The sequence below is a fragment of the Nostoc sp. DSM 114161 genome, assembly GCF_052692665.1.
The window spans coordinates 8545908-8570866 of record NZ_CP195141.1 but is presented as its reverse complement, the minus strand read 5'-3'; the positions used below and the strand labels follow the sequence as shown (position 1 = coordinate 8570866).

The window sequence follows — 24959 nt, the reverse complement described above, 5'->3', positions numbered from 1 at the left end:
ATTCTGAATTCTTTCTTATGAAGCACCTAATTAAATAGGAAAAATGTCATTAACTATATCTTCTGTACCACAAGGCTTTAGCGCATTTATTACTAACTTGGGAATTCGAGATACAACGGATGATTTTGTCTTGATTAAATCAGAAGTTCCTTGTGTTGCTGATGGAGTTTTCACTCAAAGCCTTTTCGCCGGGCCGAGTGTTACTATTAGCCGCGATAATTTAAAAGATTCACAAGCACAAGCAATTGTTGTCATCTCTAAAAATGCGAATGTTGCTAATGGTTCTGTTGGTATTGCTGACGCCAAAGAGGTTTTACAATTAGTTGCAGCTGAAACTGGAATTGCTGCACATAATATTGTCATAGCTTCTACAGGTGTGATTGGTAGACGTTACCCCATTGAAAAAATCCGCACCGGTTTATCAGGATTCGGAAAAAAATTAACTGCTGCTGATTTTCATGCCGCAGCTCGCGGTATTATGACCACCGATACAGTAGCGAAACTAGCTACACGCCAAATCGGAAATGCCAATTTGGTGGGAATTGCCAAAGGTGTTGGTATGATTGAGCCGAATATGGCTACCCTCCTAACTTTCTTTTTTACCGATGCTGCTATTGAAGCAAATAGTCTGCGTTCGATTTTTCGCTCTACTATCGATAAAACATTTAATTGTCTGAGTGTAGACACAGACACTTCTACAAGTGACTCCGCCGTAATTCTAGCAAATGGTTTGGCAGGCGAAGTTCCAGAAGTAGATTTTGCTAATGCATTGCAAGAAGTTGCACATGAATTAGTACTCAAAATTGCCCAAGATGCAGAAGGTGCTACTAAGATTATTCAGGTAACTGTGGATTCTGCTATTAAGTATGCACAAGCTAAAAAAGTAGCTAAAGCAATTGTCAATTCACCATTAGTTAAAACCGCCGTCTATGGAGCAGATCCCAACTGGGGAAGGGTTGCTATGGCTATAGGTAAATGTGAAGACGAACAACAAATAAATCCCGAACAAGTTGTTATCAGGTTTGACAATGTGAAAGTTTATCCTGATACTTTAACCGCAGAAAATCTGGAACAGTTGCGGCAAATTATGTCCAAAGACAAAGTAGATATTCATGTTAGCTTGAATATTGGCGAAGCTTCTGCAACTGTATGGGGTTGCGATCTTTCAGAAGGTTACATAGAAATTAATGGCAAATACTCAACTTGATTATAGGAATAATATTTGATTTGGAGAAATACACGTAGTGGGTCAAGTGGCAAGGTCATAGCCATTATTAAAACCAGGGAAAGCTTTTTCTACAAGGGCTTTGCTAATTTTGGCATAGACTCATTTAGGACATTTGACCCAGTAGGGTGCGTTACGCCACAGGCTAACGCACCAGTTAACGATTTAGGTGCGTTAGGCTACGCCATAACACAACGCCAGTTGCTACAACGGAGGGAACCTCCGCAACGCACTGGCTCCCCTACAGATACTGAGATTTTTTCAGAAATCAAATCGGACTCCTATATATTAGTTCCGCACAGATAATACAGTTTCACCTTAAAAGTCATACAAATATACGGCAGGGGAGAGAGAATTAAAGGCTAATCATTTGTATCAAGTATTTTGTGAAATGGTATAAGCTACGGGAAAAATAATTAACTATAGATTAATACTGTTTTACTTTAAGGTTGATACAGATACCTTTGTAGGGGCGCACGACTGTGCGCCCCTACCTTCTGATGTAATTGGAAACACCTATATTAATTCTGAATTCACAATTCTGAATTGTAAATTCTTACTAGTAACTATCGCTTAATTCTTACTTAATTCAAAATACACCATCGATCGCTATAACGTACCTGGCCAAAAGACGAAAGGTTATAAGTGTCACAGTAACTACATCAAAAGCTTCCTATTTACCAATTACTTGCTAAAATCAATTGACACAGGTAGTTTATATGTATTATAGTATAATACATATAATATGAGTTACATTAAGAAGACTTGCTAGCCAGTACAGCACGGTGAAAATAAACTTAACATTTGTACGCAATTAGTTGATATTACGAGAGAATTTTTTCAAAATCTCCTAGTTCAGCACAACATAACTCAATAACGCTACATAACTAGATAAATATGGATTTTGACTATTATAGAAGCAATGATGGCAGCCCTGCGAATAATACTCGTCAAAGCTTACTTGCTAGCGGTTGGCGGCCGTTTCACCGAGAATTAGACTGGGGCTTTTTATGGCATTTATTATCTCATGACTCACGCGAATTAAGCCAAAAAACTTTGAATTTAGCAAGTAATTTTGCTGATATTTTGGGACGACATAATTATGCTTGGTGGGCAAATTTATTAAATGTTGTCTCTGATAATACGCGTTACGAAATTGAAAAATTTTGGAATTACATCACACCAGATCCTCAATCACCAGATCATCGTTACAAAGATGTTTTGAGTACGGAAACACCAATAGTTCAATTTGTCAGTCGCAGCAGCATTCCCATTGATTATGTTTTGAATCGATTGCAAGAAATTACTGTATTGCGTGTTTTACATTTATTAGCTCGTCCTGATATTATTACCCAATATTACTCAGAAAGAGATTTTTACTTTCCTGTAGAAAAGTTTTTTAGTTGGGAAAGATTAGATGTTATCAATACTGTTTATGCTTACTGGTCTGAATATGACGTTTGGTTGCAAATCGATCCTTACGATCGCGGACGACGACAATATACTTTAATGGCGAGAAATTTAGCGCCATTAATTAACAAAGCAACTTACGACTTAGCAGTGATGCTGAGTGGATATCAAAGTCGTGTAGGCAAAGTTCACAGCCAATTTCCCATTCGCACATTTCCAGAAGATATCCAAAACTTTACCGATTCTGTACAGCAAACAATTCTCAATCAAAATCAGTTAGCAGTTCTTGTACATGGAGAACCAGGAACGGGTAAAACAGCTTGGACACAAGCAGTAGCAAAAGAAATTCTCGTACCTTTAGGTTTTGTAATTTTCATTTTAGATCATGATGCGATCGCTAACTTTGTCCCACCCACTTACCTAGAACGAATTTGTATTGTCATTAACGAAGCTGATAATTTAGCGCAAAATCGTGCATCTGAAGTAGCGCAATACAATAACAAAACCGAACACATTCTAAGTTTGCTGGATGGTACTTTATATCAAAGTGTAATTGATGACTCTGGTATTCAAATGCAGCAAAGGTTAGTTGTTTTAATGACTTGCAACACAACTGAAAGATTAGATCCAGCTATGTTACGGAAAGGTAGGGTGGATTTAATGTATGAGTTTACGCAACTATTTGTGTAAATTCATTTTTTATACCTCAAATCCCCGACTTCTTAAAGAAGTCGGGGATCTTGTTTATATAGATACATATTTTTATATTTGATAATAATATACTCGTTTGGATCTTACTACACTTCAATTAATTAACTCAAATTTGCAGCTTTAATGAATACAACATCAAAAAATCAACACCAAAAAACTGCTTTGATTACTGGAGCAGCTAGCGGAATAGGCTACCAATTTACCCAGATTTTTGCCCGCCATAATTATAACCTTGTTCTAGTAGATAAGAACGAACAAAAACTTACTGAAATTGCAGGCGAATTGCCAAAAAAATTTAATATTTTTGTCAAAACTTTTGCTAAGGATTTATCTAGACCAACATCACCAGAAGAAATTTTTACAGAACTACAGCAAGCATCCATCAAAATTGATGTACTGATTAATAATGCTGGTTTTGGTACTTACGGAACATTTAGTGAAACAGACCTCACCACTGAACTAAAAATGCTACAGGTAAATATAGTGAGTCTGACTCATTTAACTAAATTATTCCTCAAAGATATGCTCGAACAGGATTATGGAAAAATATTAAACGTTGCCTCAGCCGCTGCTTTTCAACCAGGGCCTCTCATGGCAGTTTATTTCGCTACTAAAGCTTATGTATTATCATTTTCAGAAGCGATCGCTAATGAATTAGAAGGTACGGGTGTCAGCGTGACTGTTCTTTGTCCGGGGCCTACGGCCTCTGAATTTCAGCAAACAGCTGCAATGGAAGACTCGAAAATTGCCAGCGTTAACAGAATGATGAAAACAGAAACCGTTGCCAGTATCGGCTATCGTGGTTTAATGACAAACAAAACTGTTGTTATTCCTGGGATGAGAAATAAGATTTTAACTCAAAGCGTCAGATTTACACCCAGAAATTTAGTTACAAAAGTCGTCAGAAGTATGCACGAACTGAAAAAGAACAAGTAGCTTGATATCTCAAAATTTTTGATGATGCAATAAAGATTCGCGGATGGGTGACGCGAATCTTTAATTTTTTCCATATTAAATAATATATTAATATAAAAGTTTTCAAAATTTAAAATATTTGATTTTTTCTGGAATTGATACTAGAGGTCTTGTAGCTAAACACGAGTGTGAGGCTTTGCAGACCAAAACTTACCAGGGAAATAAATACTTGTGAAAATTCAACAATTGATTACAGAAGCACTTAATCTACCGAATAATGCGATCGCCTATCATATCAGTCAGGAATTAGCAGCAATTTATCCGCATAAAGGACTGGTAGAAGGGAGCGATCCTACATTTAATTTAGAGAAGTTTGCTACGGTAAACCTTTGTAATCTTCAAGATAATATCTTTATCCATAACCAGATTACGACTAACTGGGATGGGATGGAGGAAGAAATTTACAATCATACCGAAAATGCCAGTTTTGAAGTTACATGGCAAGGTTACAAACTCGATATTTTATTAATGAGTTGGCAAGAAGGTTATTGTAAAACTCGATATTACTGGATTTTGGCTGATAATAAAGAAATAGCTGAAAAATTTTTTGTTGATGTTTGTGATTGGAATTCCGAAATCCGTGATGAAGTTTTAGTCTTTGAAGATGGTTATTGGGAAAAAAACCAAGATTTATTTCAATCCATTAAGGGTGCGACTTTTGATAATCTGATTTTACAGGGTAACCTCAAGCAAGATATTCAAGATGACCTGAATACATTCTTTGCATCCCGCGAAACTTACGCAGCTTATGGTGTACCTTGGAAGCGGGGTATTTTATTCATTGGTTCGCCGGGAAATGGCAAAACCCATACAGTAAAAGCATTGATTAATCAAATGCAACAACCTTGCTTGTACGTGAAAAGCTTTAAGTCTGAGTATGACACTGATAGCGAAAATATTCGCAAAGTATTCAAACAAGCTAGGCAATCAGCACCTTGTATTTTGGTACTAGAAGATATCGATTCTCTGTTGACTGATGAAAATCGCTCTTTCTTTTTAAATGAATTGGATGGCTTTGCTTTGAACGAAGGGATCGTCACCATTGCAACTACAAATCATCCAGAACGTTTAGATTCAGCAATTAGCGATCGCCCCAGTCGCTTTGACCGCAAATATCACTTTGAATTACCAGATATCGAAGTTAGACAAGCTTACATAGCATTATGGAATCAGAAATTAAAAACTGTAATGCAGCTGTCTTACGAAGCTATAAATCATATAGTTACACTGACAGATGGCTTTTCTTTTGCATATCTAAAAGAACTATTTCTCTCATCAATGATTCGCTGGATGGGAACTCTAGAAACCGGGGTAATGGAGAAAATTATGCTATCTCAAGTTGCAGTTTTGCGAGAACAAATGAGCAGCACAACTATTACTAGTGAAGCCTCAGAAAATTAGAATGAAAGTTAATAAATTTCAAAATCCTACTGAATTTTATGCCAGGGTAAAAGACTACTTGCTGAATCAGGAAGGGCTACATAACTTACTGTTGGGAATTAGCCATACCTTGATTGAAAATCCCGAACGCTTTGACGAAAAGCCTTATTTGGCAACAGTGGAAGAAAATGGAGATATTGTGGCTGTAGCGATGAGAACACCACCTAGACTATTGCTACTCTCACAAATAAAAGATTTTCAAGCAGTAGAATTACTCGCCCAAGATTTATCTATCTCCTACCCATCACTACCAGGAGTAAATGCTCCCACAAATGAAGCACAAGCTTTTATTCTGGCGTGGCATTCGCTGACTGGTCAATCCTACCAGTTAAAACTAGCCTTGCGTATCTTCCAATTAGAAAAAGTAAAACCAATTTCTCAAGTTGCAGGTTATTTATGTCTAGCCAGAGATAAAAACGGAGAACTTTTGAAAAATTGGTATGAAAGCTTTTCTTTAGAAGCTTTGGGCGAGATTGAATCAGATGCAGAACGCTGGGTTCAACGAGTTTTGCACCAAGGTACTGCTTACCTTTGGCAGGATGAAGTACCAGTTTCAATAGCTTGTCATGTTGGAAACACGCCCAATGGTGCGCGGATTAGTATAGTTTACACACCGCCAGAGTATCGCCGTAGAGGCTACGCTAGTGCTTGCGTGGCAGCTTTGAGTCAGACTTTACTAGATCGAGGAAATAAATTCTGTTTTTTATTCACGGATTTGGCAAATCCAACATCCAATCATATATATCAAGAAATTGGTTACCAGCCAGTGAGTGATTGGCATAATTACTCGTTCGTCTGAAAATAAAAAGCAAGAATCTTTAATAGTGCCGTCGATGTCTCAACATAGCTTAGTTAGCATAACCGATGTCCAAGCAGCACAAGCGCGACTTTTGGGAATTTCCCATCGCACACCCGTGCTGACTTCTAGAATTATTAACGATCGCACTCATAGCCAAGTATTTTTTAAGTGCGAAAATTTTCAACGCACCGGTTCATTTAAATTTCGAGGTGCATACAACGCCTTAGCGCAACTATCCCAAACACAAAAACAAACAGGCGTTCTCGCTTATTCATCGGGAAACCATGCCCAAGCCATCGCCTTAGCTGGACAACTATTAAATATCCCCACCACCATTGTTATGCCTGACGATGCACCAGCTGTCAAACAAACTGCCACTCGCAGTTATGGTGCAGAGGTAATTTTGTACGATCGCCAAACAACAAACCGCGAAGAATTAGCCCAAAATTTAGCAAGCGATCGCCATCTGACACTGATTCCGCCTTACAATCATCCCCATGTAGTTGCAGGACAAGGTACAGCAGCTTTAGAACTAACTCAAGAAATTGGCGAATTGGATTTGTTATTAGTTTGTTGCGGTGGTGGTGGCTTACTTTCCGGTAGTGCGATCGCCACCAAAGCACTTTTACCTGATTGTAAAGTAATCGGTATAGAACCGGCACTTGCCGACGATGCCACCCGTTCCTTTCACAGCAAAACCCTGCAAACTGTCAAAAATCCTAACACCATAGCTGACGGCGCCCGCACTCCTAGCCTTGGCCAAATCACTTTTCCCTTAGTTCTGCGCTACGTCGATGATATGGTAACCGTATCTGAAGAAGCGATCGTTCGTACCATGTTTTTCTTATGGGAACGCCTGAAAATTGTCGTCGAACCCACTGGAGTACTCGCCGCCGCTGCCTTACTCGAAGGTGTGGTAACAGCACCACAAGCCAAGATTGGTGTCATCATCAGCGGTGGAAATGTAGATTTGGCACAAGTTGGTAAATTGTTTTCTCAGCGTTAATGAAGGGACTGGGTAAAGAGGGTAAAGCTTACGTAAAAATTTAATCTATCAAACCGCAGAATGAATTCTGAATTCTCTCTAAAAATTTGCCCAAAGATAGTAAATCAAGGATTTTTGCTAAAATCATTTACATATGTTAACATTGTTTCCTTAATTTTAGGTGCAATTACTCAATATGACCCTCATGAAGGCTGTTCTCAAAGATTCAGAGCAAGTAACTCGGTTCTTTTCTCACCTTCAATTTGATGGAAATAAACTCAATCATCAACCAGGTAGTGTATTGGGAAGTACAGCGCTGATTGCGGGAACCACGGTCGGGGCTGGAATTCTCGCCCTACCAGCTGTCACCCTGCCTTCAGGAATTTTGCCATCGACATTTGGGTTGGTTGCTGTTTGGCTCTACGCTTTAATTTCAGGTTTGCTGATTGCAGAGGTGACTTTAAACACCATGCGTCTAGAAGGGCGGCCGAGTATAGGCCTGTTGGGAGTCGTTGAGAAGACTCTGGGAAAGTTGGGGGCGCGAATTGCTAGCAGCGCATATTTATTTATGCACTATGCTCTGTTGGTAGCATACATTACCCAAGGCGGAGAGATTTTAGGAACTGCGATCGCAAATCTTTGGGGCGTGCAGAACTTATTGCCAACATGGGTGGGTACAACGGCTTTCACACTCATCTTTGGTGGTGTAATGTATGTTGGGCGAGAAAAGTTTATTGAGAAATTAAACAGCGCCTTTGTGGCAATTGTCATTGTTTCTTTTTTGGGACTTTTATTACTAGCAGGAGGGCAAGTTAAGAGTAGCCAATTCTTCACTCAGAACTGGAGCGCCCTTGGTAGTGCTGTTTCAGTTATGTGTGTCGCAATGTTTTATCAAAACATTGTACCGGTGGTTGTGACGCAACTTGAAGGAGATGTCCGCAAAATTCGTCGATCTATCTTGATTGGTTCGTTGATTCCCCTAATCATGTTCTTGGCGTGGAATGCTGTAATTTTGGCCAGCGTCAGTCCCGATCTGGTAAATAACACGTCTGTTGGCAAAACTGTTTTTGACCCACTACAAATTTTACGAGCCGGTGGCGCAGGAGAATGGTTAGGAGTGCTAGTATCGGTGTTTTCAGAGTTTGCGATCGTCACATCATTTATTGGATTTGTATACGGATTGTTGGATTTGTTCAAAGATATTTTTCTCATTGCACAGGGCAAAGTATCTACTCGCCTACCCCTTTATTCGCTAGTTCTTTTCCCTCCGATGACTCTCGGTACCCTCAATCCCAGCATCTTTTTTACTGCCCTAGATTACACAGGAACATTCAGTATCTCAGTCTTAGGTGGAATTATTCCAGCATTAATGACTTGGAAGCAACGTCAAGAACAAAAAAACTCGAACAGCATTCATCAACCACTCGTTCCTGGCGGCAAGTTGACACTGATTGCGATGATTGCAGTGGCATTAGTCCTCATGATTAGACAAATTATGTCAATTTACACAAATTAAAACTACCAGCTAAAATTGTGATGTAGTATATAAATGCAAGTCTGTAGTATCAATAATCCTAACCGCAATCAAATGAGTGATTCTCGACTCATCAAAATCAGCAAATATCTCAGCAAATATCTGCGGCACACGCCAGATGCAATTGGAATTGAACTTGCTCCTGGTGGTTGGGTTGCTGTTGATAAACTACTTACAGCTTGTGCAAAAAACAAGTTTCCCATTAGCCGCCAAGAATTAGAGTTAGTAGTTGCATCTAACGAGAAACAACGCTTTTCTTTTGACTCTACAGGTACTATGATTCGTGCTAATCAAGGACATAGTGTAGAAATCGATTTACAATTAGAACCTGTTATCCCCCCAGATCGGCTTTATCACGGTACGGGACACAAATCTGTAGAGTCAATCCTCAAAACAGGACTTTGCAAAATGTCGCGTCACCACGTTCATTTATCGAAGGATATTGCTACAGCCCAGAACGTGGGAGCAAGACATGGGAAACCTGTAGTTTTTATCGTAGATGCTGCGGCAATGCATCAGGGTGGTTACATTTTTTATTGTTCTGACAATGGTGTTTGGTTAGTGGATAGCGTGCCACCTGAATATCTACAAAAAATTTCTACTTAAAAAGGCCGATTCCCTACTCCTATGCGGGAGTAAATAAAGTTCAAAAATCAAGCAAATTACTCGATAGCTCATTGTTAGCAATAAGAGTGTAACTTTTATTGCCAAAAACTTAGCTATTGTTTGCTAACAATCTTAGATTCAAAGAAAGTACGCTAACGAAGCTTGAGTTGAATACCTATATCTTATGGTAGAAGGAAAACAGTATTATAATTTCTAAGCTAGTTAGTAACTTTTCTGATGGATTAATTTATGCTGAACATTATTGCTTGGATAATTCTAGGTTTGATAGCTGGAGCGATCGCAAAAGCTATCTATCCCGGCCGTCAAGGTGGTGGAATCGTTGCAACTATGGTATTAGGTATCGTAGGTGCTGTAATTGGCGGAATTTTAGTTACTCTTTTAGAGACGGGTAGATTTCAATTAGCTGCCGCATCCCTCAGCATCCCCGGTATAATTGTCGCCATAATTGGTGCAATCATCGCTATCTTTATATGGAATTTAGTGGCTGGTCGTGCCAGCTATTAATTGAATCAAATTGCTACAAAAATTACGATCGGAGTCAAGCTTTTAGCCAATTTTGCCCCAATATAAAAACTCCACTTTCCAAAATTAGTGGAGTAATTAATGTCAGACTACCTGTAATAAATCAGCACTAAAATTACGGTTGACATTCCAGAAGCTAAACTAGCTTAAAGCCTTCTTAATTTCATCTTTGATGTTTTCTACAACGTGAATACCTTCAGCTTCGGCTTGCTTTGCTTGCCCTTCAACTTTATCCTGAGGATTGCCAGTTAATTCACCCACAACCTCTTGAATTTTTCCTTCAATATTTTTTGCAGTAGCTTCGATTCTTTTTTCGGCACTCATGGTTTTATCTCCGGCTTGTAGTTGATTAAGCTACTAATAAATTTATTAGTAATGTATTGTTTTTTACTTCCTTCAAGGGAGAGAAAAGTTACATAAAGTCTAGTATCTTAAGATAGATACCAGATGGTGCAGCAGCATTTAGTGTAAAATATGAATAATCAATGAATAAAACTTATATATCTTGAAGAAAAAGCACAATGCAATCAGGAGATAGATATATAGGGGCGTATAGTTGTACGCCCCTATCGCTGATTTATATGTTGCTTAACAACCTAGATATGTAGATATCGCTTTGCTAATTTCAATAAAAGGAAAGTCAAGGAGTGGCAACAAAACGTCATAAAAACATCTGGAAAAGTGAGATTAATGACATCATTCGGGGTGCGTGTGGAGGTTTTTTATTTGGCATACCTTTGCTGTATACAATGGAGGTATGGTGGATTGGCTCGCTGGCAAAACCACAACTGATGATGATGGCGATCGCACTGATGTTTATTGTGGTTTTCTTGCTCAATCAAACAGAAGGTTTTCGTAAACGCAGATATACTTGGCAAGCTCAACAAGCCGCAATGGATACGGTAGAAGCAATAGCGATCGGAATAACTTGCTCTACCTTTGTGCTGCTATTATTGCGAGAATTGACACTAGAAACCTCCCTAAGAGAATCTTTAGGTAAAATTATCTTTGAAAGCGTACCTTTTACTCTTGGCGTAGCATTAGCCAACCAGTTTTTGGGAGATACTAGAAACGCCGATGGCAAGGAAACACCGCCTGCAAAAGATGATGAAGCGAAGAAAAATGAGAATGAAATAGACGCTACCTTAGCAGATATAGGTGCAACCTTAATTGGTGCGATCGTCATTGCATTTAACATTGCCCCAACAGATGAAATTACCATGTTAGCCGCCGCCGCTTCACCGCTTTGGGAATTAGCAATTATCGCTGCATCTTTACTGATTTCTTATGGCATCGTATTTCAGGCAGGTTTTTCTGACCAGCGAAAGCGAAGACAGCAGAAAGGAATTTTTCAAAGGCCATCTAGCGAAACCATCATGTCTTATCTAGTATCACTACTAGCAGGTGCTTTTATGCTGTGGTTCTTTCAAAAGTTGACTCTTAGCGACCCCTGGACAATGTGGTTAGACCACACCTTAATGTTAGGTTTACCTGCAACCATTGGCGGTGCAGCTGGTAGGTTAGCGATATGACTAAAACAGAAGAAAAACCAAAGCGTTCCTTTGCTGAGTGGGTAACATTCACTATTGCCTCGTTTATCCTAGCCATCATTGTCAGTTTAGTAGTCTACACTTGGCTAAACGAAAAAAACCAACCTCCTATTATTTCTGTCAGTAAAAAAGAGACAATCCGCGAAATTAATGGGCAATTTTATGTACCTTTTGAAGTCGCAAATACTGGAGGAGGTACAGCCGAGTCAGTTCAAATTATTGCTGAGTTAGTAATTGATGGCGAAGTTGCAGAATCAGGAGAACAACAAATTGACTTTTTATCTAGTCGAGAAACAGAAGAAGGTGCATTTGTATTCAGCCAAAACCCCAGCAAAGGTAAATTAAATCTGCGTATTGGTAGTTATAAATTGCCATAATGCAAGAGAATTCAGGAGTCAGAATTCAGAATTCAGAATCTTAGATTCGTAGTAGCGCGGCAAGCTTAATTTGCTAGGTTGAGTAATTATCAAAATAATTTTATTTTGGATTGTCTAAATTTTTGGAACCTAAGGTTTTAAATTTGACGAACTGCTACAAATAATATAAGTGTTTAACGAGACTTTATATTACAGCAACTTGCAGTTGAATAGACCACAGTAGGGGCACAACATTGTTGTGCCCTTACGATAATTTAGTATTCAAGCATGTATTTCATCCAAATGAAAAGCGCTGTAAACGCGATCGCATCAAGCCAGATGCACTAAAATAATCCTAATCTAAAATCTAAAACTCTATTATATCAAGTTCGCTTAATTACTTATAAATTCTGAAACACCCCACCCGCCTTACGGCACCCTCCCCTTGCTAAGGGGAGGGTTGGGGAGGGGTAACGCCAGGACTGCAATCATAACTAATCATCCGAACTTGATATTAGAAGTTATAATTTATCTACTGTTAAGACTTGTTCTACAAAAGACTCTACCCATTGCAAATATTGTGAACCTGCGACTAATGCGGTATCGTTATGCTCCGCAGTTGGAACTAAAAATAATTGCTTTGGTTCGGGAGCAGCAGCATAAAGTTTTTGGCTCATGAAAGAAGGCACAGCCAAATCGGCAACACCATGAATGAATAAAACAGGCACTTTTAAGTTTGGCAATTTTTTAATTGATTCAAATCGCTGTGTCAAAATTAAATCTACAGGAAACATCCCAAACTTTTTTCGATAAGCAATCAAATCGCCAATGGATGTAAAAGAGCTTTCCACGATTAGACCAGCAGCTTGTGGGTGTTTCACTGCTAAATCAATGGCGATTGCACCCCCCAAAGAATGACCATAAATAAAAATTTGCTTGGGTGGAATTTGTTGTTGTACCAAGTAATTCCAAGCTGTGGCTGCATCCTCATAAACCTGCTTTTCATTGGGAAAACAACCTTCACTGCGGCCATAACCCCGATAATCAATCAGCAATACCGAAAATCCTAACTGATAAAATCGATTGGCATGAGCTATGTTTGCACCAATATTAATACCGTTACCGTGCAAATATAGCAACACCTTGGCATTTGGTTGCTTGGTTTTTATCCACCAACCATAAATGTGCTCTACCTTACCTGTTTTAACAGCTACAGGTAACCAAACTTCTTCGTAAGCGAGATTAAAAAACTCTGGTGTCTTTTCAATCACAGCAGTGGGAAAGAAGATGAATCGAGTTTGGCTAATAAAAAGGAATAGACAGATACCCAAGTAGGTAAAGATTGTAATTATCCCAGCCCAAAGTAGCAATCGTATAAATACTGGTATTATAAATTGCAGGTTATAATTCATTTAAGTCTGAAAATATTTGTTTTTTGAGTGCTTATTATAACAGGATAAATACTTACCACAACTGCTTTAGCATCTTAAAATGAACAATTAAGCCATAATGAAAAAATTTTATCTGAAAATCAAATATTTAGTAAATTTACGTATGCAAGTTTAAGTCTTCATCAATGAAAGTAGAATTAGCCCATACCAGGAGAAGACTGTGACACCCTTAAACGAAGCTCAACTAGAGCAACTAAAGGAAATAAGCACACACTTGCGACAAGTAAGACAACAAAAATCCATAGCCATCGAAGAAATAAGTGAAAAAACAATGATTCGATTAGGCGTTTTGGAAGCATTAGAACATGAGCGATTTGAAGAACTGCCAGAGCCTATTTTTCTTCAAGGATTTATCCGTCGTTATGGAGATGCCTTAGGGCTAGATGGAAATGCTTTATCGCATATGCTGATAATCAATGTTGTTCGCAAAGACTCTAAAAATACTCATAAGAATTTAGATAAAAAACGAAATACATACATACCTCTTGTTGTGACCTATATTTTATTATTAGTAAGTGCATCTGCTGGTCTTCTCCATACACTTAATCCACGCCTTACAGCTGAATCAGTGATTCCAGAAGATAACGATGGGCAGTCGCTAGTTAGTAATCAGTGAGGGCAAACAGCGTATGGGGAAAGGGAAAAGGGTATGGTTCGACAAGCTCACCAACCGGGGAAAAGGGGAAAGATTAAATTTATTCCTTTTCCCTTTAACTTTTAACCTTTTCCCCTGCCTCATGCCCCATGCCCATTAAGATATTTGCGGTTTACGCAGATGCCAATTAGTGGATTGCTCATAAGCATGAGCTACTTGAAAAAGTTGGTCTTCTCTTAACACATTACCAATTAGCTGTAATCCTACGGGTAACCCTTGGTCGTCAAAACCACATGGCAGACTTATGCTAGGTAACCCAGCAAGATTAACGGGAATAGTCATTAAGTCATTTAAATACATACTTAAGGGGTCAGTAGTTTTTTCCCCTGCTTTGAATGCTGTAGTGGGAGATGTGGGACAAACTAACACATCAACCTTACCAAAAGCCCTTTCAAAGTCTTGCTTAATCAATGTGCGGACTTTTTGAGCCTTCAAATAATAGGCGTCGTAATAGCCAGCGGAAAGCGCGTAAGTACCGATCATAATCCGGCGTTTGACTTCTGTGCCAAAGCCGGTAGCACGGGTACGAGTGTACATCGATAGCAGATTATCGGCATCAGCAGCCCGGTAACCGTATTTAACGCCATCGTAACGAGCTAGGTTAGCTGATGCTTCCGATGGGGCGATGATGTAGTAAGTAGGTAAGCCGTAGCGAAAGCGAGGACAGGAAATTATATGAATTTCTGCTCCCAAACTTTGTAGTTGGTCAACTGCTTTAGTAACAGCTTGTTCGACAACAGAATCTAGACCTTCGCCAAAAGTTTCTTTGATGATGCCAATTCTGAGCTGACCTCTTGGTTTAAAGTCCGGTTTGAAGCTAGCAGCGTAGTCGGGAATGGGAACTTTGAGGCTAGTGGAATCTTTGGGATCGTAACCTGCGATCGCATTCAATAATATCGCAGTATCTTCTACTGTGTTTCCAAATGGCCCGATTTGATCTAAAGACGAAGCATAAGCCACCAAACCATAACGCGAAACTAAACCATAAGTCGGTTTCATTCCCACAACACCGCAAAAAGACGCAGGTTGGCGAATCGAACCGCCAGTATCAGAACCGAGAGCAACCACACATTCTTCGGCTGCTACCGCCGCTGCGGAACCACCAGAAGAACCACCTGGAACTCGTGATAAATCCCAAGGGTTAGCCGTAACTTGGTAGGCGGAGTTTTCTGTGGAACTACCCATCGCAAACTCATCTAAGTTGGTTTTACCCACCATCACCGCCCCAGCATCTACCAGTTTTTGTGTCACCGTTGATTCATAAGGTGGTACAAAATTTTCCAAAATCCGGGAACCGCAGGTAGTAGGAATCCCCTTAGTACACATATTGTCCTTAATTCCTATAGGAATCCCTGCTAACAGCCCAATTTGTTCTCCCGCAGCGATTTTGGCATCCACAGTACCCGCCTGCTCTAATGCCCGTTCTGCCGTCACACATAAAAAGCTGTGTAATTTTGGCTCTAACGCTTGAATGCGCTCTAAAGCTTCTTGGGTAATTTCAACAGCAGAACGTTCTTTTTTTACTAGCTGTTCGTGCAACTCGCGGATGGATGCCATGATTGCTCTCTTTGTGACTCAAGTCCTTGATTTTAGTACATATTGAATGGATTGGGGAGTAGGGCATTGGGCATAGTGAGACAAGGAGAGAAGTCTGAGCGCCGGCTTCCGGCGATGGCTTCTCCTGTCGGAGACGCTGCGCGAACGCCAACGTCTTCTCTTCGAGACGCTGCGCGAACGACGAACGGAACTTCGGACAGACAAGGAGACAAATTGCAACAATTCTTTCCGCTTGTCGTCTTCCAATGCCCAATGCCCTATGCCTAAATACTTTACTAAGCGGATTAATATGTATTGAAATGTGTTTAATAAGCTTTAAAAACACCAATTATCTGCTTATTAACTGTTTATTTATTCGTTTATTAAACTTTTGATATATTGTGATTAATTTTGTGTAAGAGTATAGCAATGTTTTCTAGCGTTAAAGAGTTGTATTATCAGTAATACCAAATATACAAATTTCATCATTCGATCAATTAATTAATTTTGGTTGCAAAATTTGTTTTGAGAGGGGGTAGGATGGTAAAAATACTAACACGCAAATATATAGGCAGACAAAATGTCTATGATATTGGGGTTGAACGCGACCATAATTTTGCGATTAAAAGCGGTTTAATAGCTTCTAATTGCTTCAATAAATCCCATTCAACTGCCTACGGCTATGTAACTTATCAAACAGCATATTTAAAAGCTAATTACCCATTGGAATATATGGCGGCACTGTTGACGGCGAACAGTGGCGATACAGATAAGGTACAAAAATACATTACTAACTGTACAAATATGGGTATTCCCATAGATCCGCCAGATATTAATCGTTCTGGTATTGATTTTACGCCGACGGCAGGAAAGATTTTGTTTGGATTTTCAGCCGTGCGTAATGTGGGACAAAATGCGATCGCTAGTATTTTGTCAGCCAGAAATGAGACGGGAGAGTTTAAATCTCTAGCTGATTTTTGCGATCGCGTCGATTTACGTGCAGTTAACCGCCGCACTTTAGAGTCACTCATATACTGTGGAGCCTTTGATAAAATTGAACCTAACCGTCAACAGTTAATTCATGACCTAGAATTAGTATATGATTGGGCACAATCTCGTGCTAAAGATAGAGCCAGCGGTCAAGGGAATCTCTTTGACTTATTAGGCGATGGATTTTCTCAGACTCAAAATAAAAGAGTAAATAATGCCTTTGAAATTGCTCCTAAAGCTAAACCTGTGGCGGATTTTCCTCCACAAAAGAAGTTACAGATGGAGAAAGAATTATTAGGTTTTTATGTCTCAGATCATCCACTCAAATCTTTACGGCAAATAGTACCACTTTTGACTCCAATTAATCTTTCACAGCTTGGAGAGCAAAGGGAAGATACAAGACTTTGTGCAGTTGTCATGTTGAATAATGTCAAAAAGGTTGTTACCAAAAAAGGCGATCAGATGGCAATTTTGCAAATAGAAGACCTAACTACACAAGTAGAAGCTGTAGTCTTTCCCAAAACTTATGAACGCATTAGTTCCCTACTCCAAGTTGATACCAGATTGATTATTTGGGGAAAAGTAGATCGGCGTGACGAGCAAACTCAATTTATCGTTGAAGATGGAGAACCAGTAGAAACAGTTCAAATGGTAATGGTGGAATTAAATCCCCAGCAAGCAGTTAATATTGAAGAACTACATCGATTGAAAACAATTTTGCAAGAGCATTCACCAGACAAAGAAAAGGCAAAAATGCCAGTAATTGGAGTTATACAAACTGAAAATTCGCGTAAACTTGTTCGCTTGGGTTGGCAATTTTGCGTACAAGATTCTAGAATCGCTGTTCAAGCTTTACAAAACGCTAGATTTCCTGCTCATATCAAATCGCTGACTAGTAGCTGATATTAAAGTAAAAAGTCCATCAGTACTGAAAGTACATAAAGTTAGCAGTTTTACTCGACTGTCAACAGTAAATTGCCTTAAGTATTTTGGATTTTAATAGTTTTTTTCGTTACTTATGCGGATGAAATTTCTCTTAAGAAAGTGGTATCTTTTTATGCCATGAACCTTGAGGCTGCGACTGGGGGAAGGAGTTATAACTTGATGATCGTCAACGACCTGCATAAATTTGTCTCATACTGTAAAAGAATTCAACCCCAAACTCAGGAAGACATTAAAAAATTTTTTGAAGGGGTGCTGTTGTTTCCTTATGATAAGGAACTCTTGTTGCAGGCTTATTTATTTTTGAATATTAGAGACTTGTTTCCCTCATGCGCTGAATTATTGTTGTTTGAAAAATCACCAATATCAGATTATACCGATTTGGGTAAATGTGATTTTGTTTACCTAACGTATAAAGGCAGCCTGTTTTTAATTGAAACTAAGTTTATCGATACAGAAGCAACAGGAGCAACAGAAAGAAAAAGAAGAAATAAACACAGAAATAAAGTATTTGAGCAAGTCATTACTTTAAAAGGTCGATTTAGCGAATATTGGAATATTAGGCTAGACCAATTAGAATGCGGAGTCTTCACAACAGATCCAGAAGTTGCTTGGCGAGGAAATGGTGTGAATGTCATATCGAAATCAATATCTATAGAGCATTTGGAAAAATGGCGAAGAAGTTATCATACTGTTGAAAAAGGTATTGAAGTAAGCAAACATTATTAATTTCATCTGAAAATTCATTCTCTATCAATATAAGTTTGCTCTATGGCAATCATATTTGATTTCATATTCCCAGTGTTAAGACCCCCGACTTATAAAAGAAGTTAGGGGTCTAAGTTTTAAATTGCGATCGCTAACACTAGTATTCAATCAAACCAACTAATAAAAAGAATTTTATCCTTGTTCAATCATCAGTATCTTTGGCCCGGAAAATATGTCAGATTACTGGAATAAGTACCAAACGTCTGACAGGAAAACCACAAAAAATGAGAATTTGGGCTACTACTGCTGTGCTAGCTTCTTCTTGGCTATTATTTGACATCATAGCTTCTGAGCCAATCAGCGCTACTTATGTTGTAGTACAAAATGCCGCACAATTTCCTACGCCAACAAGCTTGAAAAAGATTACTGTTAGTAACGCCGAGTTTGGGTTGAAAAGAGTTGACGCCAAAGGTAACGTTACCATTTTTAAGACAAAAACAGTGCCACTCCAGGAAGGAAACGCCTACGGATGGCGAATTAAACTCAAAAATTACCAAGGTGAAGTCAAATGGCGTGAAGTCTTGCGTTTACCAAAACCTCCAGAAACTTGGGGTACAGATAACGGTGAAAACTTCTCAATTTCCGCAGACGGTACAACATCGGTAACGCGGCGCACACAGTCTGCACCCGACGGCACAATTGAGAATTTCTGGACGATCGCTCCTGGCGATCCACTTGGTAAATATAAAATAGAAGTCTACGTTGATGACCGTTTAATTAATACTTTCGAGTTTGAAGTTATTCCAGTCAAGCGGATATAAAAGGGACTGGGCATGGGGCAAACAAGAAGTGTGGGAGGGGTGGGAGGTGTGGGAGGATGGGGAAGAAATCTTTCCCCCCACACTCCCCACACTCCCCACACTCCCCACACTCCCCACACTCCCCACACTTCCCTATCCCCTCATCTCCCCTGCTCCCCCTGCACCTCTGCCCCTCTGAGGAGTATCTTAAAGATAGAAGTTCGATTTTATTGGGTGGCGATCGTGAATACCGAGGAATTCTTGCGATTGATGGAAAAACAGCGCCCATGTCCTCAGACATTGCCAAAAGCGCTGCAAGCAATGTGGTATGAAAAGAAAGGCGATTGGAGCAAAGCTCATGAAATAGTTCAAGATGCCAGCGATGCTGATAGTGCTTGGGTTCATGCTTACCTGCACCGCAAAGAGGGCGATTTGAATAATGCGCGTTACTGGTATCAACGCAGCGGCCAGCAAGAGTTTGCAGGAGGGCTAAGTCAAGAATGGGAACAAATAACTTCTATATTGCTGAAAAAGGTCAATGTCATGCATGGATGCTGAGGAATTGAAAAGGCGTTATGCCGGAGGAGAGAGATATTTTCCAGCCCTCAACTTAAGTAGGTACAAGTTTATTGGAGCCTACTTACCTGGAATTAATTTATGGGGATGTGACTTGAGTGGAGCTAATTTAGCTAAAGCCAAACTCTGGGGAGCAGATTTGAGTAGAACTAACCTAGCCAGAGCGAATTTGACTAGGGCGAATTTGAGCGGTGTCAAACTCAATGAAGCGAATCTCCGGGGAGCTAAACTCCAACATGCCAAGTTATATGGAGCAAATCTGACTGGTGCTTACTACGATGAGAGTACCCGTTTTTCTAAAGGTTTTGACCCCATCAGCCAAAATATGCAGAAGATGTGAAAAAGACTGCTAAGAAATTCTGGCGTTGCTAAATAGGGGGATGATTGAGGCTGAGGCAAAGAGAAGTCGGAACGCTGGCTTCCAGCGAATTGAACTTCTCTTAAGAGAGACCCTGCGCGAACAGGGGAGGTAAAAACACACCAGACGCGCAGATTATATGGTCGAGCCAAAAATTCCAAAATCATCCCGCAATTATACAACGACGGAATTCTTTTTTAAAGACAGATTGTTCAAAATTTTGGTGTTGCTAATTCTAAGTGTGATTTCTTTAGAGACAATTCGTGAATTGCTTCTACAAACAAGATTATAAATTAGATGGGCAGCAAATCATACTGAATTTCAGCAATACCAAAACTTCATTTTTTTCCTGTTCAGCCAGAGAATATTTTATGTATGGGTTAATGTCTCAAATTTATGGTTTATCCTTTTGAAGTTATGCGTCCTTATGAGAACATTTCGCAATGTTTTCGACTTCATCTAATTTGCCGATCGCTAATTATTTGACACGTCCTAATTACAAGGATTAAATGTGAGAATAGTTTGGAGATATTTTGCCTGCGATCGCTGTTGCATAATCTCGAATCCTATTGTAGCAATCTGTCTTCTGCGACAAGGACGATGAATAAAATCTAAACAAGCGCTTACTAATTTCTCGTAGTCTGCAAATACCATTCCTGATGAAAATGGAGCTTCTGCGGCTGGATCTAATCCACGTTCAGAAATCACAAATTTTTGATTAGCCAATAAATAAGAAACACGTGCTATTTCAAATAATTTGCTTTCGCAGGTATGTATATTGATAACTATCTTGGCACGGCTAATAAATTTATCTCGTTCTTCACCATATACGCCGTAAAGTGCAACAGTATTTAACCCATGAGCTTGAAGCGTTCTAATAATAGATAAACGTTCTTTAGTCAGCGAACCATAAAATAGTACATCAATATCTTGTTGTGCTTCTGGAATTTGATTTATACGAGTTAATTGGGGTACATAGCCAATTGGTAAATGGCTAACATTAGTAATTTCCAATTTAGCAAGTTGTAAGATATTTTCTTGGCTGTAATCCCAGAGACGATATTGACGAAATAATTTCAATAAAGCTGGAGTTAACCATTGCGAACCTTGGTAAATCTGCTCTAGATTATAGAGAATTGTATCAGATGGTAGAGTCACTGGATACCACGAAAGAAGATTTGCACCTAAAACAATTAATTGGCGATCGCCTAAATTTGTTACCGTAGTCAATATCGAATCATGACCCAATTCTATTAACCCATAGTGAATACTTTCCGCAATTTCTTGAAAGGCTGCACTATGAGGATAATCAGATGGTTTAATAATCGAGACTGCAAATTTCATAAATCACGGTTTTTTAATTCAAATTACAGCAGATTTCAAGTTAATCAACTACGCAATCTAAATCCTAAAGCTAGACCGAAACCATATTTTCATTCTGAATTCTGCTAGCTCGGCGATTTGCTAATATCGCTCACTTGTATTGTTTGTGGCGGTTTACCACTAGCATAAATCTCCCACATAGCAGAGTAGGCTTGTTCTAAATTGCGGGTAAATCGTGGTGTATCAAACAGCGGATAAATAGTACGATTTTGTGCTAATCTTTGTTTGAGTTCCTGCAATACCGTAGGAGAATGAGCTAAATTTATTGCCAATTGCTCGTATTCTTCTAAGTTATTAGTAACTAAGTCTGGTAAGCCAATTGCTGTTAGTAAACTAGCAGCAACACGAGAAGCAAATGTTTTTCCTATACAGGTGAGAACTGGTAACCCTGCCCATAAAGCATCACTAGCAGTAGTGTGAGCATTACAATATAAAGTGTCTAAAAATAAGTCTGCTAATTGATGCCGCGCTAAATGTTCTGCTTTGGTATGATATTGAGCAAAAATTAAGCGATCGCTATCAATTCCCCGCGCTTCGGCTTCTCTTTTAAGATTATCCTCAGCAGCAGGAAATCTCACAAGCAACCACAGGACACTTCCCGGAACTGCGGCGAGAATTCTCATCCAAACATCGAAAATTTGCGGTTCAATTTTATAGTTGTTGTTGAAGCAGCAAAAGACAAAACCCGCCTCTGGTAAACCATACTGAGAACGAGCCACGGGAGTCGAAGCAATAGCTTGTTGGCGATCGTTGACTTGATAACTGTGTGGCAAGGTGACTAGCTTTTCACTAAAACTATTAGCAAATTCTGGTGGTGTGACTACTGAATCGCCAATAATATAATCGATAAAGTCAGCACCCATCGTTCCAGGATAGCCCAAATAATTAACCTGAATCGGAGCAGGTCGTAAAGCTAAAATGGCACTGCGAGAACCAGCGGTGTAACCTTTAAGATCTACTAATATATGAATGCCATCATCATAAATCTGGCGGGCGCTTTCTTCTGTAGATAAAGTAGTAATATCTTGGAAATGTTCGCAGTTAGCAACAATATGTTGGCGGTATTCGCTATTGTCATCCCCGCCAAAAGAGTAAGCAAATATCTCAAAATTACCTCGATTGTGGAGGTTAAATAAGCTTTTCATTAAATGACTAGTAGCATGGTTGCGAAAATCATTAGATAAATAGCCAATGCGTAGCCGCCCATTCAAAGAACGGGAATGAGTAAAATTGAGAAATTGTTTTTCGCTTGCCCATTGTGCTTTAATACTCTCTCCATGAGTCTGGGCTATTTTGAGCAGAAAATTCCTGTCCCAAGGCTTGTATAAAGTATCGAAGGGGCCGATTGTTGTCGGTTTTCCTTGTTCGACTTCCAAAAGAGTTTGTTCCCAAATGCGGGTTAAATCGGACTGACGCATCCGCCAGTCACAAGTCATTTCTTTGAGGTAAAACAAATAATTGAATGCTTCAGCCGAATCTGGTTGCAGCTGTAAAACCTTTTCAAATGCTACCCTGGCTTCATCTACTTCGCCTTGAGAAGTCATAGCCAAGGATAACAATGCTGACCCTAAACGGTTATAAGCTTTAATATAGTCTGGTTTGCGACGAATGGCACAACGATAACAAGCGATCGCACCTTGTAAATTTTCTTGTGTTTCTAATACAATACCCAAATTCACATAAGCTTCTGGATAATTAGGATTTTTCTGTAAAGCTTGGCGAAACTTGGTTGCTGCTGCTGATAGCTTCCCTTGCATTTGCCAAACTAGACCAAGATTATTGTGAGCAAAAGCATAGTTAGAATTGCTGAGAATTGCAGATTCAAAACAAGCGATCGCTTTTTCTAAATTTTTCTCGGCTACTTGCACCATACCTAAACTATTATGTGCTTCTGCATATTTCGGGTTGATTGTCAATGCCTTTTGGTAAGCGAAAACAGCTTGGTAAATTTGTCCTTGATTGCACATAATTACGCCCAACTGATACCAAGCTGGAGCATATTGGGGATATTGGGCGATAATTTCTTCGTATTGGGCGATCGCTTCTGTAAATTTTAGTTGTTTTTGTAAAGCAAAAGCCTGTTGATAAAGCTGTTCTACAGTTGGGAATTGCTGGGCTTGTTCTGTTAGCGAATCAGAATTAGCCCAAGCTTGATGAGGAGTTATTGCAGAGATGGTTGGATGGCTATTTTCACCAGCCAAATTTCCCTCGATGAGGGGAGAACGCGGATCGAGGGTAATTAACTGCTGAATCTCTTGAGTTTGGAATCCCAAAGCTTGCGGGCGACGGACACCTGGTAACACCTGCACGTCATAGAGTTCCGTCACTTCTCCTTCTAGACGTAACCAGTGGGCGACTTCGCCCCTTTTCAAATCAATAACCATCAAACCACAGTGCGGTTCAATATTTTTATTGACTAAATTTTCATCTAGTTTTAAACCAGAAAAAGTTTTGTCGCGGGGTTTAGATAAGCCAACAATCGCATAATCTCCAGTAAATGCCAAACCACGCAAAAAACCGGGACAAAAAGCAACAGCCTGAAATTTTCCATCGCTATCGATATAGCCGAACTCCCCTGTACCAGCATTGAGCAACCACAACTTACCCTGATAAAATCGTGGCGCATGGGGCATAGATAAACCCGTGGCAATAATCTCATCAGATTGAATATCAATGATACAGCCACCGCCTTGTCGCTTGTCCCGCCAACCATCCACCACATCCGATTCACCGCAGAGGGTAACATAGCGGGGCTTACCGTCTACCAGCGCCAAACCATTGAGGTGACAGCGATCCTCATTGACTAAACTAGAAATAAACTTAGGTTTCCATAAAGGAATGCAACTATGGCGATCGCTCACCGTTGCTACACAATTTAATATTGTACTGATAAATACAATGCGTTGGTTATCAGTTTCCACCACCAAATCGTGAATATCTAAATCCCCGGTAGTATAAGCAATCCTGGGAATATAAAGCTTGTCATAACCATCATACAGTTGCCCTAGAGCCAGCACATTGTCTAGCTGCCACAGTTGGAATCTAGAACTAAGATAAATTCGTTCTTGTGTAGCAAATAACCCCATTGCACGGTCAAAAAAACGCTCAAATCCCGACAATTCACCGCGGGCGTTCGTTCCTAGCAGCATGAGGCGGGAACTTTGATAAGTAGTGAAAGCCAAACTAATTTGCTGAATTTGTAGCCAGTCGATGAAATGTCGTGAGGCGAGTGTTTCTATAGGGAGACAAGCTTTAGTTGTAGATTTTTGAAGCATTAGTAAAGATATAAATTTTGACTTTTGACACTCACGAACAACATAGCTAGAATGTTGGGCGTTCAGTTATTAAATATACATATATTCAATTGAAGTCAACAAATACCTGAAGTTTATTTGAGCGCTTCTTGTCTATAAAATTTACTGCCAA

General features: G+C 39.5%; 22 protein-coding genes. 17 read left to right on the top strand and 5 right to left on the bottom strand.

The window, feature by feature from the left end; genetic code table 11:
• Positions 1–43: 43 nt before the first annotated feature.
• The 9 genes from argJ to NSTC745_RS35785 all read left to right on the top strand — a co-directional run bounded on the left by argJ (position 44) and on the right by NSTC745_RS35785 (position 10210).
• Entirely contained in the window at positions 44–1207 is a 1164-nt protein-coding gene (argJ, locus tag NSTC745_RS35825) for a bifunctional glutamate N-acetyltransferase/amino-acid acetyltransferase ArgJ (RefSeq protein WP_445635269.1), read from the top strand.
• Between the two features lie 915 nt (positions 1208–2122).
• Entirely contained in the window at positions 2123–3325 is a 1203-nt protein-coding gene (locus NSTC745_RS35820; protein ID WP_445635268.1) for an AAA family ATPase, read from the top strand.
• 144 nt (positions 3326–3469) lie between these two features.
• Positions 3470–4282, top strand: a complete 813-nt coding sequence (locus tag NSTC745_RS35815; protein WP_445635267.1) for an SDR family NAD(P)-dependent oxidoreductase — start codon at positions 3470–3472, stop codon at positions 4280–4282.
• Positions 4283–4492: 210 nt separating this feature from the next.
• The gene (locus NSTC745_RS35810; protein ID WP_445635266.1) at positions 4493–5722 is read left to right on the top strand and encodes an AAA family ATPase; all 1230 of its coding nucleotides are present in this window, start codon (positions 4493–4495) and stop codon (positions 5720–5722) included.
• 1 nt (position 5723) lies between these two features.
• Positions 5724–6560: a GNAT family N-acetyltransferase gene (locus tag NSTC745_RS35805; RefSeq protein WP_445635265.1), complete on the top strand. Its 837-nt coding sequence runs from the start codon at positions 5724–5726 to the stop codon at positions 6558–6560.
• Positions 6561–6594: 34 nt separating this feature from the next.
• Positions 6595–7566 (top strand): threo-3-hydroxy-L-aspartate ammonia-lyase, encoded by a 972-nt coding sequence (locus NSTC745_RS35800; protein ID WP_445635264.1) that lies wholly within the window; start codon positions 6595–6597, stop codon positions 7564–7566.
• 184 nt (positions 7567–7750) lie between these two features.
• On the top strand, positions 7751–9061 hold the full coding sequence (locus NSTC745_RS35795; RefSeq protein ID WP_445638774.1) for an amino acid permease: 1311 nt from the start codon (positions 7751–7753) through the stop codon (positions 9059–9061).
• Between the two features lie 72 nt (positions 9062–9133).
• Entirely contained in the window at positions 9134–9685 is a 552-nt protein-coding gene (locus NSTC745_RS35790; protein ID WP_445638773.1) for an RNA 2'-phosphotransferase, read from the top strand.
• A gap of 252 nt (positions 9686–9937) precedes the next feature.
• The gene (locus tag NSTC745_RS35785) at positions 9938–10210 is read left to right on the top strand and encodes a GlsB/YeaQ/YmgE family stress response membrane protein (protein ID WP_445638772.1); all 273 of its coding nucleotides are present in this window, start codon (positions 9938–9940) and stop codon (positions 10208–10210) included.
• Between the two features lie 159 nt (positions 10211–10369).
• Here the strand turns inward: NSTC745_RS35785 and NSTC745_RS35780 are convergent, their stop codons facing one another.
• Complete coding sequence (locus NSTC745_RS35780) at positions 10370–10552, bottom strand: CsbD family protein (RefSeq protein WP_190956154.1); 183 nt, start codon at positions 10550–10552, stop codon at positions 10370–10372.
• 323 nt (positions 10553–10875) lie between these two features.
• Here NSTC745_RS35780 and NSTC745_RS35775 point away from each other — a divergent pair, with 323 nt between their 5' ends.
• On the top strand, positions 10876–11760 hold the full coding sequence (locus NSTC745_RS35775; protein WP_445635263.1) for a TIGR02587 family membrane protein: 885 nt from the start codon (positions 10876–10878) through the stop codon (positions 11758–11760).
• On the top strand, positions 11757–12155 hold the full coding sequence (locus tag NSTC745_RS35770) for a TIGR02588 family protein (protein ID WP_445635262.1): 399 nt from the start codon (positions 11757–11759) through the stop codon (positions 12153–12155). The genes NSTC745_RS35775 and NSTC745_RS35770 overlap by 4 nt, the downstream gene beginning before the upstream one ends.
• Before the next feature lie 500 nt (positions 12156–12655).
• Here NSTC745_RS35770 and NSTC745_RS35765 read toward each other — a convergent pair whose 3' ends face one another.
• Positions 12656–13546, bottom strand: coding sequence for an alpha/beta hydrolase (locus NSTC745_RS35765; RefSeq protein WP_445635261.1), 891 nt, complete (start codon positions 13544–13546; stop codon positions 12656–12658).
• A 199-nt stretch (positions 13547–13745) separates the two neighbouring features.
• On the opposite strand from NSTC745_RS35765, the gene NSTC745_RS35760 reads away from it, so the two are divergent.
• Positions 13746–14201, top strand: coding sequence for a helix-turn-helix domain-containing protein (locus NSTC745_RS35760; RefSeq protein WP_445635260.1), 456 nt, complete (start codon positions 13746–13748; stop codon positions 14199–14201).
• A gap of 135 nt (positions 14202–14336) precedes the next feature.
• Here the strand turns inward: NSTC745_RS35760 and gatA are convergent, their stop codons facing one another.
• Positions 14337–15797, bottom strand: a complete 1461-nt coding sequence (gatA, locus tag NSTC745_RS35755; protein WP_445635259.1) for an Asp-tRNA(Asn)/Glu-tRNA(Gln) amidotransferase subunit GatA — start codon at positions 15795–15797, stop codon at positions 14337–14339.
• A 519-nt stretch (positions 15798–16316) separates the two neighbouring features.
• Here gatA and NSTC745_RS35750 point away from each other — a divergent pair.
• From NSTC745_RS35750 to NSTC745_RS35730, 5 genes are all read left to right on the top strand, one after another.
• Positions 16317–17669, top strand: a complete 1353-nt coding sequence (locus tag NSTC745_RS35750) for a helix-hairpin-helix domain-containing protein (RefSeq protein ID WP_445635258.1) — start codon at positions 16317–16319, stop codon at positions 17667–17669.
• Positions 17670–17870: 201 nt separating this feature from the next.
• A complete protein-coding gene (locus NSTC745_RS35745) occupies positions 17871–18437 on the top strand; it encodes a hypothetical protein (protein ID WP_445635257.1) in 567 nt (188 codons plus the stop codon).
• A 263-nt stretch (positions 18438–18700) separates the two neighbouring features.
• Positions 18701–19237 (top strand): hypothetical protein, encoded by a 537-nt coding sequence (locus tag NSTC745_RS35740; protein ID WP_445635256.1) that lies wholly within the window; start codon positions 18701–18703, stop codon positions 19235–19237.
• A 222-nt stretch (positions 19238–19459) separates the two neighbouring features.
• The gene (locus NSTC745_RS35735) at positions 19460–19774 is read left to right on the top strand and encodes a hypothetical protein (protein WP_445638771.1); all 315 of its coding nucleotides are present in this window, start codon (positions 19460–19462) and stop codon (positions 19772–19774) included.
• Positions 19764–20132 carry a pentapeptide repeat-containing protein gene (locus NSTC745_RS35730; RefSeq protein ID WP_445638770.1) on the top strand — a complete coding sequence of 123 codons (369 nt, stop codon included), beginning with the start codon at positions 19764–19766 and terminating at the stop codon, positions 20130–20132. Before NSTC745_RS35735 ends, NSTC745_RS35730 begins: the two co-directional genes overlap by 11 nt.
• Before the next feature lie 510 nt (positions 20133–20642).
• Here the strand turns inward: NSTC745_RS35730 and NSTC745_RS35725 are convergent.
• Both NSTC745_RS35725 and NSTC745_RS35720 read right to left on the bottom strand, forming a co-directional pair.
• Positions 20643–21494, bottom strand: coding sequence for a hypothetical protein (locus NSTC745_RS35725; RefSeq protein ID WP_445635255.1), 852 nt, complete (start codon positions 21492–21494; stop codon positions 20643–20645).
• A 104-nt stretch (positions 21495–21598) separates the two neighbouring features.
• Positions 21599–24808, bottom strand: coding sequence for a TIGR03032 family protein (locus NSTC745_RS35720; protein WP_445635254.1), 3210 nt, complete (start codon positions 24806–24808; stop codon positions 21599–21601).
• Positions 24809–24959: the final 151 nt, after the last annotated feature.

What these genes read in the sequence shown, in the direction of transcription:
- argJ (WP_445635269.1), top strand. Translation starts at nt 44, where the DNA reads ATGTCATTAACTATATCTTCTGTACCACAAGGCTTTAGCGCATTTATT.
- NSTC745_RS35820 (WP_445635268.1), top strand. Translation starts at nt 2,123, where the DNA reads ATGGATTTTGACTATTATAGAAGCAATGATGGCAGCCCTGCGAATAAT.
- NSTC745_RS35815 (WP_445635267.1), top strand. Translation starts at nt 3,470, where the DNA reads ATGAATACAACATCAAAAAATCAACACCAAAAAACTGCTTTGATTACT.
- NSTC745_RS35805 (WP_445635265.1), top strand. Translation starts at nt 5,724, where the DNA reads ATGAAAGTTAATAAATTTCAAAATCCTACTGAATTTTATGCCAGGGTA.
- NSTC745_RS35800 (WP_445635264.1), top strand. Translation starts at nt 6,595, where the DNA reads ATGTCTCAACATAGCTTAGTTAGCATAACCGATGTCCAAGCAGCACAA.
- NSTC745_RS35795 (WP_445638774.1), top strand. Translation starts at nt 7,751, where the DNA reads ATGAAGGCTGTTCTCAAAGATTCAGAGCAAGTAACTCGGTTCTTTTCT.
- NSTC745_RS35790 (WP_445638773.1), top strand. Translation starts at nt 9,134, where the DNA reads ATGAGTGATTCTCGACTCATCAAAATCAGCAAATATCTCAGCAAATAT.
- NSTC745_RS35780 (WP_190956154.1), bottom strand. Translation starts at nt 10,552, where the DNA reads ATGAGTGCCGAAAAAAGAATCGAAGCTACTGCAAAAAATATTGAAGGA.
- NSTC745_RS35770 (WP_445635262.1), top strand. Translation starts at nt 11,757, where the DNA reads ATGACTAAAACAGAAGAAAAACCAAAGCGTTCCTTTGCTGAGTGGGTA.
- NSTC745_RS35765 (WP_445635261.1), bottom strand. Translation starts at nt 13,546, where the DNA reads ATGAATTATAACCTGCAATTTATAATACCAGTATTTATACGATTGCTA.
- gatA (WP_445635259.1), bottom strand. Translation starts at nt 15,797, where the DNA reads ATGGCATCCATCCGCGAGTTGCACGAACAGCTAGTAAAAAAAGAACGT.
- NSTC745_RS35750 (WP_445635258.1), top strand. Translation starts at nt 16,317, where the DNA reads ATGGTAAAAATACTAACACGCAAATATATAGGCAGACAAAATGTCTAT.
- NSTC745_RS35745 (WP_445635257.1), top strand. Translation starts at nt 17,871, where the DNA reads ATGATCGTCAACGACCTGCATAAATTTGTCTCATACTGTAAAAGAATT.
- NSTC745_RS35740 (WP_445635256.1), top strand. Translation starts at nt 18,701, where the DNA reads ATGAGAATTTGGGCTACTACTGCTGTGCTAGCTTCTTCTTGGCTATTA.
- NSTC745_RS35730 (WP_445638770.1), top strand. Translation starts at nt 19,764, where the DNA reads ATGGATGCTGAGGAATTGAAAAGGCGTTATGCCGGAGGAGAGAGATAT.
- NSTC745_RS35725 (WP_445635255.1), bottom strand. Translation starts at nt 21,494, where the DNA reads ATGAAATTTGCAGTCTCGATTATTAAACCATCTGATTATCCTCATAGT.
- NSTC745_RS35720 (WP_445635254.1), bottom strand. Translation starts at nt 24,808, where the DNA reads ATGCTTCAAAAATCTACAACTAAAGCTTGTCTCCCTATAGAAACACTC.